The organism is Actinomadura flavalba DSM 45200 (assembly GCF_000374305.1).
In the GTDB taxonomy this organism is placed as follows: domain Bacteria; phylum Actinomycetota; class Actinomycetes; order Streptosporangiales; family Streptosporangiaceae; genus Spirillospora; species Spirillospora flavalba.
Genome location: NZ_KB894099.1, coordinates 169,208 through 183,009 on the forward strand (window position 1 = coordinate 169,208; position 13,802 = coordinate 183,009).

The window sequence follows — 13,802 nt, forward strand, 5'->3', positions numbered from 1 at the left end:
CGCCCGGGCGTGTCGCCCCTAGGGCAGACAACGGAATGGTCACAGTGCGCGCCGTCGCACTCCGCGCGGTCGGGTCGCGCCGCAGCGTGAGAGCCGAATCACCGCAAACCCGCGAAACAAGCCACCGAAACCCCCAGCCGCCGCCCTAATCAACACACGAGGCCCCGCACGAGGAGCATCCCGAACAAGGACCCACGGAGAACGAACGACCCGTCCCGGACATGCAGCGGGGCCCGCGCGTTCGCGCGGGCCCCGCTCGGCGTGACACCGACGATCAGTGACCGTGGCCGTGCCCGTGGCCCGAGCCACCGGCGGCCGGCTCGGCCTCCTCCGGCTTCTCGACCACGAGGGCCTCGGTCGTCAGCAGCATCCCGGCGATCGACGCGGCGTTGGTGACGGCCGAACGCGTCACCTTCACCGGGTCGATGACGCCCTGCGCCACCAGGTCGCCGTACTCGCCGGTCGCGGCGTTGTAGCCGTGGCCCGCGTCCAGCTCGCGCACCTTGGAGACCACGACGTAGCCCTCCTGGCCCGCGTTCTCCGAGATCCAGCGCAGCGGCTCGACGAGCGCGCGGCGCAGCGCCTCGGCGCCGGTCGCCTCGTCGCCCGACAGGCCGAGCGCGGCGAAGTCGGCCTTGGCCACGTGCACCAGCGCGGAGCCGCCGCCGGAGACGATGCCCTCCTCGATGGCGGCGCGGGTCGCCGAGATGGCGTCCTCCAGGCGGTGCTTCTTCTCCTTCAGCTCCACCTCGGTCGCGGCGCCGACGCGCAGTACGCACACGCCGCCGGACAGCTTGGCCAGCCGCTCCTGGAGCTTCTCGCGGTCCCAGTCGGAGTCGCTGTTCTCGATCTCGACCTTGATCTGCGCGACGCGGCCCGCGATCTCCGACGAGTCGCCCTCACCGTCGACGATGGTGGTGGCGTCCTTGGTGACCGTGATGCGGCGGGCGCGGCCGAGGTCGTCCAGGCCGACCGAGTCGAGCTTGAGGCCGATCGCCTCGGACACGACCTGGCCGCCCGTCAGGATGGACATGTCCCCGAGCATCGCCTTGCGGCGGTCACCGAAGCCGGGCGCCTTGACGGCGACCGACGTGAACGTGCCGCGGATCTTGTTCGCGACGAGCAGCGCCAGGGCCTCGCCCTCGACGTCCTCCGCGACGACCAGCAGCGGCTTCTTGGTCTGCGCGACCTTCTCCGCCAGCGGCAGGAACTCCTGCACGTTGGAGATCTTGCCGTCGACGATGAGCACGTAGGCGTCCTCCAGGACGGCCTCCATGCGCTCGGAGTCGGTCACCATGTGCGGCGACAGGTAGCCCTTGTCGAACTGGAGGCCCTCGGTGAACTCCAGCTCCAGGCCGAAGGTGTGCGCCTCCTCGACGGTGATGACACCGTCCTTGCCGACCTTGTCGAACGCCTCGGCGATCAGCTCGCCGATCTGGGCGTCCTGCGCGGAGATCGTCGCGACGCCCGCGATGTCGCTCTTCTCCCCGACCTCGCGGGCGGCCTTGAGGAGCTGGTCGGAGACGTACTGCGCGGCGGCGTCGATGCCGCGCTTGAGGCTCAGCGGCGACGCGCCCGCGGCCACGTTGCGCAGGCCCTCGCGGACCAGCGCCTGCGCCAGGACCGTCGCGGTGGTGGTGCCGTCGCCCGCGATGTCGTTGGTCTTGGTCGCGACCTCCTTGGCGAGCTGCGCGCCGAGGTTCTCGTACGGGTCCTCCAGCTCGACCTCGCGGGCGATGGTGACACCGTCGTTGGTGATGGTCGGCGCGCCGAACTTCTTGTCGATGACGACGTTGCGGCCGCGCGGGCCGATCGTCACCTTGACGGCGTCGGCGAGCGCGTTGACGCCGCGCTCCAGGGCGCGGCGGGCGCCCTCGTCGAACTCCAGGATCTTGGCCATGGCCGAAGAATCCACCTCTCCGTGAAAAAATCGGGGAGCGCTAACGCGGTCCGCCCCGGTCCCGGCCCGCGAGGGGCTGGGCCGGGGCGGCGCGCGTCACTGGCTCGGTGACGTTACTTCTCGATGACCGCGAGCACGTCGCGGGCGGAGAGGACGAGGTACTCCTCGCCGTTGTACTTGACCTCGGTGCCGCCGTACTTGCTGTAGAGCACGACCTCGCCGACCTTCACGTCGAGCGGGATGCGGTCGCCGTCGTCGTCGAAGCGGCCGGGGCCCACGGCCAGAACCGTGCCCTCCTGCGGCTTCTCCTTGGCGGTGTCGGGAATCACCAGTCCCGACGCGGTGGTGGTCTCGGCCTCAAGCGGCTGGACGACGATGCGGTCCTCGAGCGGCTTGAGAACAACCTTGGTGGCGGTCGTCACGATCTGACCTCCCCTTCGATGGTCCTCGACCGGCCATGAGCCGGCCGGCACGTATTGGTAGAAGAGGCGACCACGGACCGGCCTGTCGTCGCGGGTGCCAGACCGACCTTTGTCGCTGTGTTTGGCACTCTACCGTGGCGAGTGCCAACGGCGAAATCATAGGACGGCGGCTCGCTACGGTCCACTCTATGGACAACGAGGAGTTCGCCGGGCTGCTGACACCGGCCGGGACCGAGGTGCTGGCGGCGGCGGAGGCGGCGGACGTGTCCGAGGGGGCGCTGCTGGCGACGGCGTCGCGGCTGCGCGAGCGGTATCCGGCGGGGCTCGTGGCGGCGGCGCTGACGCAGGTGCGGCTGCGCGAGCGCGGCCGGGCCAAGTTCGGCGCCGACGCCGCGCGCATGTACTTCACGCCGGACGGGCTGGAGCAGTCGACGCGCGCGCCGGTCGCGGCGCACCGGGCGCGGCGGTTCGCCGGGCACGCGCCGTCGCGGGTGCTGGAACTGGGCTGCGGCATCGGCGCCGACCTGCTGTACCGCGCGCTCGCCGGGGTTTCCGGGACCGGCGTCGAGCGCGACCCGCTGACGGCGTCGGTGGCGCGGGCGAACCTGGCGGCGTTCGGCGTGGCCGGGACGGCCGAGGTCGTGACGGGCGACGCGACGGCGGCCGACCCGTCCGGGCACGGCGCCGTCTTCGCCGACCCGGGGCGGCGGACGGCGCGCGGGCGCGTCTTCGACCCGCGCTCCTACGAACCGCCGCTCGACACCGTGCTGGAACTGGCCGGGCGCGTTCCGGCCGCGTGCGTCAAGGTCGCGCCGGGGATTCCGCACGACGCCGTCCCGGACGGCGCCGAGGCCGAGTGGATCTCGGTGTCCGGGGAGGTGAAGGAGGCCGCGCTGTGGCTCGGCGGCCTCGCCGGGACGGTCGCGCGCCGCGCGACGCTGCTGGACGGCGCGGGCGGCGTCGCCACGCTGACGCCCGAACCGGGGCTCGGGGAGCCGTCCGTCCGGGAGTTCGGCCGCTACCTGTACGAACCGGACGGCGCCGTCATCCGCGCCGGGCTCGTCGCGGAGGTCGCGTCCGCCGTGGCCGGCGGGCTGGCCGATCCGCGCATCGCCTACGTGACGTCGGACGCGCTCGTCCCCACGCCGTTCGCCGCCGCGTACGAGGTGCTGGACGTGCTGCCGTTCTCGCTCAAGCGGCTGCGCGCCGAACTGCGGCGGCGCGACGTCGGCGCGTTGACGATCAAGAAGCGCGGCTCGGCCGTGGACGTGGACCGGCTGCGCCGCGATCTGGGCTTCGCGCGGCGCGCCCCGCGCGGCGCGGAGGCGATGACGGTGGTGCTGACGCGGGTCGGCGCGGCGCCGTTCGCGGTGCTCGTCCGGCCCCGCTGAGGGCGCGTCGCCCAAAGATCTTCCCGGGGCCCCGACTTCACCAAGAAAGACCGGGCGGCACACCATGATCACGCAAATTGTGCGCCCATTCGGATCACGCGTGCAGCCCGTCCGGCAAGAGGACGCCTGCCCCCCATTTTCCCAGCGGAACAGAGCCAAAGAACGAGCCCGCAGCCACGTTCTTCCCATAAGGGGCAGAAGGCCGCGCAAGGCCGGTCAGACAGGGGGTCCAGGCCCCCGATTATGCGGCGAAAAACCCCCGCATCACCCGAACTCATAATGTTCCCAGCACGGTCTTTAAGCACTGCCCGTAACGCACTACAGTGAAACCTTCACGATTCATTGCCGGACACCATTTCCCCGTTCGGCACACGAAGGAGCATCGGGTGGAAACGAATCACAACTTCCTGCAGACGGGGGGTCAGCCGGTCTCGGACCGGATGCGGGAGTTGCTCGCCCGTGCGGCGCAGGACCACGTCTACGAACAGCGCTCACAGGGTCAGGTGCTGGACGAGATCCGTCAGCGGCTGGAAGGCATGGAATGGCTGCTGCGCGAGGTGCGCGAGCGGGAGCTGACCGGGCTCACCGGGCAGCTCGACACCGTGCGCGGGCAGGTCGACGACCTCACCGGCAAGACCCCGGACTGGGCCGCCGGGATCGCCGCGCACATTGAGACCGTCGGCGAACGGGTCAAACCCGTCGCCGAACTTCCCGCGCTGTGGGCCGACGTCGGCGCCGTCGCCGAGCACGTCGACGAGGGCCTGTCCCGCATCCAGGCCGTGCTCGACTCCGCGCAGCACATCAGCGACGCCACCCAGCAGGCGACGCAGCGCATGACGGAGATGTCCAAGCGGCTCGACAAGCTCCAGGGCAGCATGGAGGCGTCCTCCGTCCGCTTCAACCGCCTCGACAAGTCCCTCGCCGAGCTGGGCCACCGCAGCGAGAAGCTCGAACACTCCATCACCGGCGTCACCACCCGGGTCGACCAGTCCCTCGGCGAGATGGCCGAGCGGATGGAACAGGGCCTGGAGGCCGTCAACGGCCGCGTCGAGGGCGTCGGCGGCCGCCTCGACGGCCTGGACGGGCGCCTCAGCGGCCTCGTCGGCAAGCTCGACGGGCTCGACGGCCGCTTCGAGGGCCTGGACGACCGCGTCGAGGGCGTCAACGACCGCATCGGCCAACTCCCCGCGCTACTGGAGGTCAGCGAACTGCACCGCCGCCTCGCCGAACTGACGAGCCGCCCGGTCATCGACCACACCGACCGGTTCGACGCCCTGGAGAAGCACCTCGCCGAGGCCGTCGACCCGCTGCGCGAGGAACTGCGCGCCCGGCCCGACCGCGACGAGGTCAAGGCCACCATGTCGCAGATCGCCGAGACCGCCTACAGCGACGTCGCCAAGCGCATGGACGAGTTCTCCCGCCGCTTCGAGGACGTCCACGAGAACATCCGCACCCGGATCGAGGGCATCCACGCGGAGGTCACCAGCAAGGTCGACGGCGCCCTGGCGGAGTTCACCCACCAGGTCGACGCGGTGTCCCGCAGCGTGGAGTCCGTCCACGTGGACGTCGCCAAGCAGGTCGAGTCCGTGCAGACCGAGATGGCCAAGCAGGTCACCGGCGTCCACGAGGACGTCAGCAAGCGCATCGGAGACGTGCACGACAACGTCACCAAGCAGGTCGGCTCCTTCCAGGAGAGCGTCACCAAGCAGGTCGGGACGTTCCAGGACGACGTCGTCCGGCAGGTCGGCTCCCTCCAGGAGGACGTCACCCGGCAGGTCGGCGGCGTCCACGACGAGTTCGCCAAGAAGGTCGAAGGCATGCAGGAGGCCGTCAGCCGCCGTGCCGAGGAGGTGCAGACCGAGGTCGGCCGCCGTTTCGAGGACGTGCAGGACGAGGTCGGCCGCCGCGTCGGTTCCGTGCACGACGACGTCACCAAGCAGGTCACCGCCGTCCACGAGGACGTCCTCAAGCGGCTGTCCACGCTGGAGGAGACCATGCTCGCGCTCGCCGAGGCCCTGCTGCGGCCCCGCCGGGAGGGCAAGGACTGACACCGGGTCCGTCCGGGGCGCCGCGGGGTCTCCTGCGGCGCCCCGTCGCGTCCGCGCCCCCCGGCGCCACCCCTGGCGTGCACATTGTGACGTTCCGTCTTCGCAAAATCACTCCCCATGCCCACCGGAATCCGTTTTGATGGAGCTTGTGATCGACTCGGACGTGACGCACCGCCCGCCCGGCCGGCGGACGCTGCGCTGGATCGAGGAATGCTGCGGACCCGGCGCGACGGTCCGCCACGTCCGCCCGCTCGGCGGGCGCGCGCACCTCAACCACGCGCTCGTCGTGGAGACCCGCTCGGGTACCGCGCTGCACCTCGTGCTGCGCCGGTGGCTGCCGCAGGACCGCATCGCCGCCGCCGAGTTCTCCCCCGAGCGGGAGATCGCGGCCCTCACGCTGCTCGCCGGCTGCGACCTGACGACGCCGTCGCTCGTCGCCGCCGACCCGGCCGGCGCCTACACCGAGGCGCCCGCGCTGCTGCTCACCGAGCTGCCCGGCCGTCCCGGCGGGCCCACCGGCGGCGGCATGGCCGAGTTCCTCATCCAGCTCGCGGCGGCCCTGCTGCCCGTGCACACCCTGCGCGGCGCGGCGTCGATGCCGCCGTACGTGCCCGCCAACCGGCTCGACGTGCGGCTCCCGCCCCGGTGGGCGCTGCGCCCGGCGCTGTGGGAGCGCGCGATGGAGACGGCGGCGGGCGCGGCCCCGCAGGAGCCGTCGCGGTTCCTGCACCGCGACTACCGCTACGACAACACGCTGTGGCAGGGCGGCCGCCTCAGCGGCGTCGTCGACTGGTCCGTCGCGTCCTACGGCCCGCCTGCGGTGGACGTCGCGTCAATGCGGCACGCCCTCGCCATCGGCTACGGCCTCGCGATCGCCGAACGCTTCCGCGACGTCTTCGACCAGGTCTCCGGCGGCCACACCCACGACCCGTACTGGGACCTCCGCACCGTCCTGGACCTCCTCCCCGAAGACCCCACCTCCCCCCTGGAACCCGACCAAACAGCCGCCCAAGAGGACTACCTGGACGCCCTACTAGCCGAACTAGGCGCCCCAACAACAGGCTGAACCCAACCCAAACACACCCAGCACGAAACATCCCAAAACGACACAATCCAACACCACCCGGCACGGCACGACCCGGCCGAACACGACAGCACGGCGCATCCCAAACCAACGCAACACCACACGCCACACCCCGCACGACCCGCAACAACGCGCCACGTCACGGCCCCACCCGGCACAACCCAGCACGGCGCAACCCAACACGGCGCGGGCACGACCCGACGCGGCCCGGCCCGCCGCAACGCGGCGCGGCGCGGCGCGGCTCGGGGCAGCGCGGCTCGGGGCAGCGCGGCTCGGGGCAGCGCGGCTCGGGGCAGCGCGGCTCGGGGCAGCGCGGCTCGGGGCAGCGCGGCTCGGCGCGGGGCGGGGCGGGGCGGGCACGGCGCAACCGGCGCGACCGGCGCGGACACAGCGCGGCGCAACCCGGCACGGCGCAGCGCGGCGCGACCCGACGCGACGCGACGCGGCACGGCACGGCCCCGCGCGGCGCGGGCACAGCGCGGCGCGACTCAGCGCGGCGCGGGCACAGCGCGGCCCGGGGCGGCGCGACCCGACGGGCGCGGCACGACCGGCACGGCACGACCGGATCGGCGCAACGCGGCGCGGTACGGGCACGCGCGGCGCGGTAGGCCGTGCCCGGCCGGGCATGGCCGGGGACAGCGCGTCCCGGCGCGGCACGGCGCGTCCCGGCGCGTCCCGGCGCGGCACGGCAGGGCGCGGCACGGCAGGGCGCGGCACGGCACGACGCGGCACGGCACGACCGGCACCGCACGACCGGCACCGCACGACCGGATCGGGCACGGCACAACCGGCGCAACGCGGCGCGGTACGGGCACGCGCGGCGCGCTAGGCCGTGCCCGGTCGGCACGGCCGGGGCCAGCGCGTCCCGGCACAGCGCGGCGCGGTGCGGCAGAGCGCGGGACGGTGCGGCAGAGCGCGGGACGGTGCGGGGGGGTTTGGTGGTATCCGGGTGGTCGGGTGTGGTTTGGGGTGGGTGGTTAGGTCAGGGTGACGGTTTCTACGGGGAGGCTGGAGTCGGCGGGGAGGGTGAGTTCGGACGGGGGGAGGCCCGCGGCGAGGAGTTCGGCGCCGAGGGCGGCGACCATCGCGCCGTTGTCGGTGCAGAGTTTGGGGCGCGGGACGCGGAGGCGGACGCCCGCCGCGTCGCAGCGTTCCTGAGCCAGGGCGCGCAGGCGCGAGTTGGCCGCGACGCCGCCGCCGATGAGCAGGTCGTGGACGCCGTTGTCCTTGCAGACCTTCAGGGCCTTGTGGGTGAGGACGTCCACGACGGCCTCCTGGAACGACGCGGCGACGTCCGCGACCGGCACCGGCTCGCCCGCGCGCTCCTTCGCCTCCACCCAGCGCGCCACGGCCGTCTTCAGGCCCGAGAACGAGAAGTCGTAGGTGCCGTCGGCGTACTTGCCGCGCGGGAACGCGATCGCGGCCGGGTCGCCGTCGCGGGCGGCGCGATCGACGAACGGGCCGCCGGGGAAGCCCAGGTCGAGGACGCGGGCGACCTTGTCGAACGCCTCGCCCGCCGCGTCGTCCACGGTCGTGCCGAGGGACCGCACGTCGCTGGCCACGTCCGGCACCAGCAACAGCGAGCTGTGCCCGCCCGACACCAGCATCGCCACGCACGGCTTGGGCAGCGGCCCGTGTTCGAGCTGGTCGACGCAGACGTGCGCGGCCAGGTGGTTCACCCCGTACAGCGGCTTGCCGAGCGACAGCGCGTATGCCTTCGCCGCCGCGACGCCCACCATCAGCGCGCCCGGCAGGCCCGGCCCGGCCGTGACGGCGAACGCGTCGACGTCGGCGAGCGCGAGCCCGGCGTCCTTGAGGGCGCGGTCGACGGTCGGCGTCATCGCCTCCAGGTGCGCCCGCGACGCGACCTCCGGCACGACGCCGCCGAACCGGGCGTGCTCCTGCACGCTCGACGCCAGCGACTCGCCCAGCAGCGTGTGCCCGCGCACGATCCCGACACCGGTCTCGTCGCAGGACGTCTCGATGCCGAGCACGATCGGCGTCGAGTCCGTGATCATCGGTCCTCCCGGGTGAAGCCTGTGGGCGTGCGGTGCGGCACGTGGCGCATGACGATCGCGTCGACGCCGGACGGCTGGTAGTAGCCGCGGCGGAGGCCGATCCGGACGAAGCCGAACCGTTCGTAGAGGCGCTGCGCGGCCGGGTTGTCGGCGCGGACCTCCAGGAACACCTCCTCGCTGCGGCGGCGTCCGGCCTCGGCGAGCAACTCCGTCAGCAGCGCGGCGCCGAGGCCCTTGCCGCGCTGGTCGGCGCGGACGCCGATCGTCTGCACGTCGGCCTGCCCGCCTGCGGCGGCGAGCCCGGCATAGCCGACGATCTGCCCGTCCTCTTCGGCGACGACGTAGTGCCGCGTGGCGGGCTGGTCGCGCAGTTCGCCGCGCAGCATGCCCATCGTCCAGGCGTCGTCGGGGAAGAGCACGCGTTCCAGGGCGTGGACGGCGTCGAGGTCGTCCGCGGTCATCGGACGGAGCGTCATGCCGGGGTGACCTTCTTGCGCGGGCCCGGGGCGACCGCGTCGGGACGGCGCAGGTAGAGCGGTTCGGGCGGCAGCAGCGCCGGGCCCTTCTTGCCGGACAGCCGCGCGATGGCCAGCTCCGCCAGCGCGGACGCCGAGGGCAGCAGCGGCTCCGCGCCGAGCTGCGACGTGCCGAGGACGTCCGGGTAGAGCGTCGCGCCCTCACCGATGACGGGCAGGTCGGGCGCTCCGTCGAGGACGTCGGCGGCCGGGCCGACGTGCGGGCCGGTGACGCGCACTCCGCGCGAGGCGTACCGCGCCCAGTAGACCTCCTTGCGCCGGGCGTCGGTCGCGACGGCGAACGGCGCGTCCCGCCCGGACCCCCACGCGATCGCGTCCAGCGTGCACACCCCGTGCACCGGGATGCGCAACGCGTCCCCCAGCGCCCGAGCCGTGACGAGCCCCACCCGCAGCCCGGTGTAGGGCCCCGGCCCGACCCCGACGACGACGGCGCTCAACTCCGCCGGGACGGCCCCCGCCTCGGCGAGCACCCCGGCCACCGCAGGCGTCAGCACCTCGGTGTGCCGCCGCTCCTCCACACCCTCGGCAACGGCCCGAGCCCGCACCCCCTCCCCCGGCACCCACTCGTAAAGAGCAACGGCGACAGCGGCGGTAGCAGTATCGAAAGCCAAAACCAGCACGACCCCAGAGCGTAGTCCAGCCACCAGCCCAACGAGCACGCCACGACACCGGACAGAAGCACAACACAGAACGCCCCAACACAAGGCAGAAGACCCGAGCACGGCATGGCATGGCGCGGCACGCGTCAAGCAGGAGCGCGCGGCGCGGCACAGCACGCGTCGGCCGGGAGCGTGCGGCGCCGGACGGGGAGAGCGCGGCGCGGCACGGTGTGGCACGTGTTGGGCTGGAGAGTGCGGCGCGGCACGACGCAAGGCGGGAGCGTACCGCGTGGCTCGGTGCGGCGGCGGAGGGGTGGGGTCCTGTCCCGCCGCGTCCGCGAACGGTACGGCACCGCCGCCCAGCAGCGCCACATCCGTGTGCGCTGCGCCGCGTCGGCGCCCACTACCTCACCCTGCGCGCCGACCGCAGTTCGGGACTTCGTGGGCGGGTGGGGTGGGGCTGTTCGGTTAGGGACGGCTGGGTTTTTGGGTGGTTAGGTCAGGGCGGTGATCATGGCTTCGGCTGCTTGTTGGGCGCCGTTCATGGCGTGCTTGGCTGCTAGGGGGTCGCCGTCGTCGTTGCCGGAGTAGCGGATGGTGATGAGGACGTTGCCGGCGCGGGCGTTGGTCACGGCTTCGCCCTGGCCCTCCCTGCGGTCGACGCTGTAGACGGTGTACGCCTCGTCGCCGACGCCCTCGGGGCGGCTCTTCTCGGTGAGTTCGCGGCCGGCGAGCAGGGCCTTGCCGGATTCGTCGTCGCGGCGTTCGGTCGTGAAGGTCTTGCGGGCGGCGTCCGTCGCGGAGGCGGCGCCGTCGCCGGAGACGGCGCGCAACTCGACCGTGAGCAGGCGCTTGCGCTTGCCGGTGAGGGCTCCCCAGACGCATTGGTTCTGGCGGTCGTTGCTCTGGTAGTTGTCGGCGGGCATCCGGTCGGCGCCCGGCGCGAGCCTGCCGGCCGTCGCCGCCGGGAACGCCTCGCACGCCTCCGGGACCTGCGCCCGTTCGCCGTTCGGCACGTCGGTGTTGCCCGCCGCGCCGCTGCCGACGACCGTCCCGCCGTCCCGGTCGCCCGTCGTGCCGGTGCCGCTGAGGATCACCAGGACGGCGAGGACGCACGCGCCGATGCCCGCCGCGACGCCGCCGAGCACGATGAGCGTCCGCCGTCCCGCGCCGCGCCCCTGGCGCGCCACCCGGTGGTGACCGCTACGCGACCCGGCGCCGCTCCGCCGCGACTCCCGCTCGCGGATCTCGTCGCCGCGCTCGTAGCCGCCGGAACCGTACCCGCCCGCGCGCGACGCCACCCCGCGCTCGGTCTCCCGCGACCCTGAGCCGTACCCGGCCCGCCGCGTCCCGGAGTCGTACGCGCCACCGCGTCCGGCCTCCCGCGTCGCGGCACCGCGCGTCCCGTACTCGGACTCCCGGGCCTCCGCCCCGTAGGCACTACCACTCGCGCCACGCTCGGATTCCCAAGCGCCCGACGCGTAGGCACCGCTGTGCGTCGCGATGCCCCCGGTCTCCGACGCGCCGGAGCCGTAGCCGCCGCTGCGCTCGGCGCCCCGCGCGCCCGTCCCGTGGGCTCCGCTGTGCGTAGGGGCACCCCCGGTCTCCAGCGAGCCGTAGGCACCGCTGCGCTCCGGGTTCCGCGCACCCGTTTCGTGGGAGCCGCTGTGCGTCGTTGTGCCACCGGTCTCCGACGCGCCGGAGCCGTAGGCGCCGCTGCGCTCGGCGTCCCACGCGCCTGTTCGGTGGGCACCGCTGTGCGTCGTTGTGCCGCCGGTCTCCAGCGCGCCGGAGCCGTAGGCGCCGCTGCGTTCGGCGTCCTGCGGCCCCGTTTCGTAGGCGCCGCTGTGTGTCGCTGTGCCGCCGGTCTCCGGCGCGCCGGAGGCGCTTGCGCTGCGCTCGGGACTGGTGTCCCGTGGCCGTGCTCGGAACGGGTCTTCGGACGTGTCGCGGGCGTGGCCGCCGCTGGCGGCGGGTCCGGTGCGCACCGGGTTCTCGTAGGGGGAGCCCCGCAGGCCGGGGTGGCCGCCGCTGCCCATGGCGCCGCCGACGCGCTCGTCCCCGGGATGGGGTCCACTGCCGCTCGGCGAGTACACCGGGTTCTGGTACTCCTGGCCGCCGCGATGTCCGGGCGCGCTCACGTCCCGGACGGGCTCGTTCCCGGCGTGGCTCCCGCTCGCGCGTGTCTCGTATCCCTCGGCCGGCGCGCTCGGGTAGCCGCCCGAGCCGAGGGGCTCCACGCCCGTCGCGCGCTCGTCGTGCGAGGACGACCCGGCGGAACGCTCGTAGCCGTACCCGGCCACGCTCCGGTGCCCGCCCGTCCCGGATGTGCCCGCCCACGCGGAGTCCTCGTAGCCCTCGCCGGGCGCGCTCCGCTGCCCGCCGGTCCCCGAAGTACCCGCCCACGCCGAGCCCTCGTAGCCCTCGCCGGGCACGATCCGCTGCCCGCCCGTCCCGGAAGTACCCGCCCACGCGGAGTCCTCGTAGCCCTCGCCGGGCGCGCTCCGGTGCCCGCCGGTCCCCGAGGCGCCCGCCCGCGCGGAGCCCTCGCCGGGCGCGTTCCGGTGGCCGCCCGTGTCCGACGTGCCGGGACGCTCGCGCTCGGCGGGCGTCTCCCCGGCTCGTACGGGGTTCTCGTATCCGTGGCCGGGCACGTTGCGGTGGCCGCCGCTCTCGAACGAGGGCGTGTCCGGCTCGGCGGCGGGATACGGTCGCGCCGCCGCCCGGGAATCCTCGTACGCGGACACCTGCCGGTAACCGCCGGTCCCCGGCGAACTCGTGCTTCCGGGCCGGTCCTGGCCCGGGTAACTCCCCCTGGCCGACGAACCCGTCTCCCGGAGACGTTCGCCGGGCTGGACCCCGCCCGCCCGTGCGGGGTTCTCGTACCCCGCCCCGGGCACGCTCCGGTGCGGGCCGGTACTCGACGACGCCGACTCCCGGAACAGCTCGGTCCCGCCGTACCCACCGCCGGACGGCGCCTGCGCGGCCGGATACGCGCCGGTCGCCGAGGAGTTCACGTCATCAGCGCGCTCTCCGGAACGTACGCCGCCCGAACGGGCGCCCTCACGAGGTGCGCTCGGATACGCCCCCGACCCGGGGAGGCCCGCGCCGGGGTCGCGCTCCTGCCCCGCACCGGTGCCGCCCGACGACGCAGCACTCACACTCGGGTACGCACCCGTTCCCGAGGTCCCACCAGGACGAGAGAGGTCTTCGCCGGGATACGCGGCGCCCGCATCGCGTGCGCTCGGATAGACCCCGGTGCCCGAAGGGGAAGGCGCGGCAGGACGCTCGTCACCCGGCACAAGGCCGGGATAGGTCGGGTGCTCATAGCCGGAGACGTCCTGAGCCGGAGGACCGGACACGGCGCGGTGGCCGCCCGTGCCGGGCTCGAAGCCGCCCGGATAGGCGGTCGACCCGGTGGTGTGCGTCGGGGCCGGGTGGTAGGGCGCGCCGGACGGCGGAAGGGAGCGGCGGGCGGCCTCGTAGATCGCCTCGTAGGCGCCGCTCTCCAGCGGGCTCGGCGGATAGGCGTCCGCGCGCGGGGACGGTGCCGGGTGCGAGGACGCGAGCGGCGTGCCACGGAGGGGGTCGTAGGCGAGCGGGTCCTGGCGGGCGGGGTCGGCTTCGCCGGACCGGGTGAGCCGGTGCTCGTCCTCGTGCGGCGGAGTCACGGACTGATCCCGTCCGGTCGGTTGCGCTGTCCCATGGTGGCCCCCCGGCCTCTCCTGGCGTCCGGCCGCTGCCGACCGGACGGTTCCGCTCGTTGCTCGTTCTTCCGGAAGCGTCTCCCGGTCACCGGGTACG

The 13,802-nt window shown here is 73.8% G+C and carries 9 protein-coding genes; 3 read left to right on the forward strand and 6 right to left on the reverse strand.

Translation table 11 applies throughout. The features are described 5' to 3' along the window. Positions 1-274: 274 nt before the first annotated feature. Entirely contained in the window at positions 275-1,900 is a 1,626-nt protein-coding gene (gene groL / locus C229_RS0123320) for a chaperonin GroEL (protein WP_018657529.1), read from the reverse strand. A gap of 113 nt (positions 1,901-2,013) precedes the next feature. Then, the gene (gene groES / locus C229_RS0123325) at positions 2,014-2,322 is read right to left on the reverse strand and encodes a co-chaperone GroES (protein ID WP_018657530.1); all 309 of its coding nucleotides are present in this window, start codon (positions 2,320-2,322) and stop codon (positions 2,014-2,016) included. Positions 2,323-2,510: 188 nt separating this feature from the next. On the opposite strand from groES, the gene C229_RS0123330 reads away from it, so the two are divergent. The 3 genes from C229_RS0123330 (at position 2,511) to C229_RS0123340 (ending at position 6,827) form a co-directional block, all read left to right on the forward strand. After that, positions 2,511-3,713, forward strand: coding sequence for a class I SAM-dependent methyltransferase (locus C229_RS0123330; protein WP_018657531.1), 1,203 nt, complete (start codon positions 2,511-2,513; stop codon positions 3,711-3,713). Between the two features lie 386 nt (positions 3,714-4,099). Then, positions 4,100-5,761: an apolipoprotein A-IV repeat region-like domain-containing protein gene (locus C229_RS0123335; RefSeq protein WP_018657532.1), complete on the forward strand. Its 1,662-nt coding sequence runs from the start codon at positions 4,100-4,102 to the stop codon at positions 5,759-5,761. Positions 5,762-5,900: 139 nt separating this feature from the next. Continuing rightward, entirely contained in the window at positions 5,901-6,827 is a 927-nt protein-coding gene (locus tag C229_RS0123340) for a phosphotransferase family protein (RefSeq protein WP_155885010.1), read from the forward strand. Positions 6,828-7,822: 995 nt separating this feature from the next. On the opposite strand, the gene tsaD is transcribed toward C229_RS0123340, so the two are convergent. The 4 genes from tsaD to C229_RS33140 all read right to left on the reverse strand — a co-directional run bounded on the left by tsaD (position 7,823) and on the right by C229_RS33140 (position 13,669). Next, on the reverse strand, positions 7,823-8,863 hold the full coding sequence (gene tsaD / locus C229_RS0123345) for a tRNA (adenosine(37)-N6)-threonylcarbamoyltransferase complex transferase subunit TsaD (RefSeq protein WP_018657534.1): 1,041 nt from the start codon (positions 8,861-8,863) through the stop codon (positions 7,823-7,825). Next, positions 8,860-9,324 carry a ribosomal protein S18-alanine N-acetyltransferase gene (gene rimI / locus C229_RS0123350; RefSeq protein ID WP_240487374.1) on the reverse strand — a complete coding sequence of 155 codons (465 nt, stop codon included), beginning with the start codon at positions 9,322-9,324 and terminating at the stop codon, positions 8,860-8,862. Before rimI ends, tsaD begins: the two co-directional genes overlap by 4 nt. An 11-nt stretch (positions 9,325-9,335) precedes the next feature. Continuing rightward, positions 9,336-10,019, reverse strand: a complete 684-nt coding sequence (gene tsaB, locus C229_RS0123355) for a tRNA (adenosine(37)-N6)-threonylcarbamoyltransferase complex dimerization subunit type 1 TsaB (RefSeq protein ID WP_026314087.1) — start codon at positions 10,017-10,019, stop codon at positions 9,336-9,338. A 473-nt stretch (positions 10,020-10,492) separates the two neighbouring features. Next, positions 10,493-13,669, reverse strand: a complete 3,177-nt coding sequence (locus tag C229_RS33140; protein ID WP_155885011.1) for a hypothetical protein — start codon at positions 13,667-13,669, stop codon at positions 10,493-10,495. Positions 13,670-13,802 lie beyond the last annotated feature (133 nt).

What these genes read in the sequence shown, in the direction of transcription:
- groL (WP_018657529.1), bottom strand. Translation starts at nt 1,900, where the DNA reads ATGGCCAAGATCCTGGAGTTCGACGAGGGCGCCCGCCGCGCCCTGGAG.
- C229_RS0123330 (WP_018657531.1), top strand. Translation starts at nt 2,511, where the DNA reads ATGGACAACGAGGAGTTCGCCGGGCTGCTGACACCGGCCGGGACCGAG.
- C229_RS0123340 (WP_155885010.1), top strand. Translation starts at nt 5,901, where the DNA reads ATGGAGCTTGTGATCGACTCGGACGTGACGCACCGCCCGCCCGGCCGG.
- tsaD (WP_018657534.1), bottom strand. Translation starts at nt 8,863, where the DNA reads ATGATCACGGACTCGACGCCGATCGTGCTCGGCATCGAGACGTCCTGC.
- rimI (WP_240487374.1), bottom strand. Translation starts at nt 9,324, where the DNA reads ATGACCGCGGACGACCTCGACGCCGTCCACGCCCTGGAACGCGTGCTC.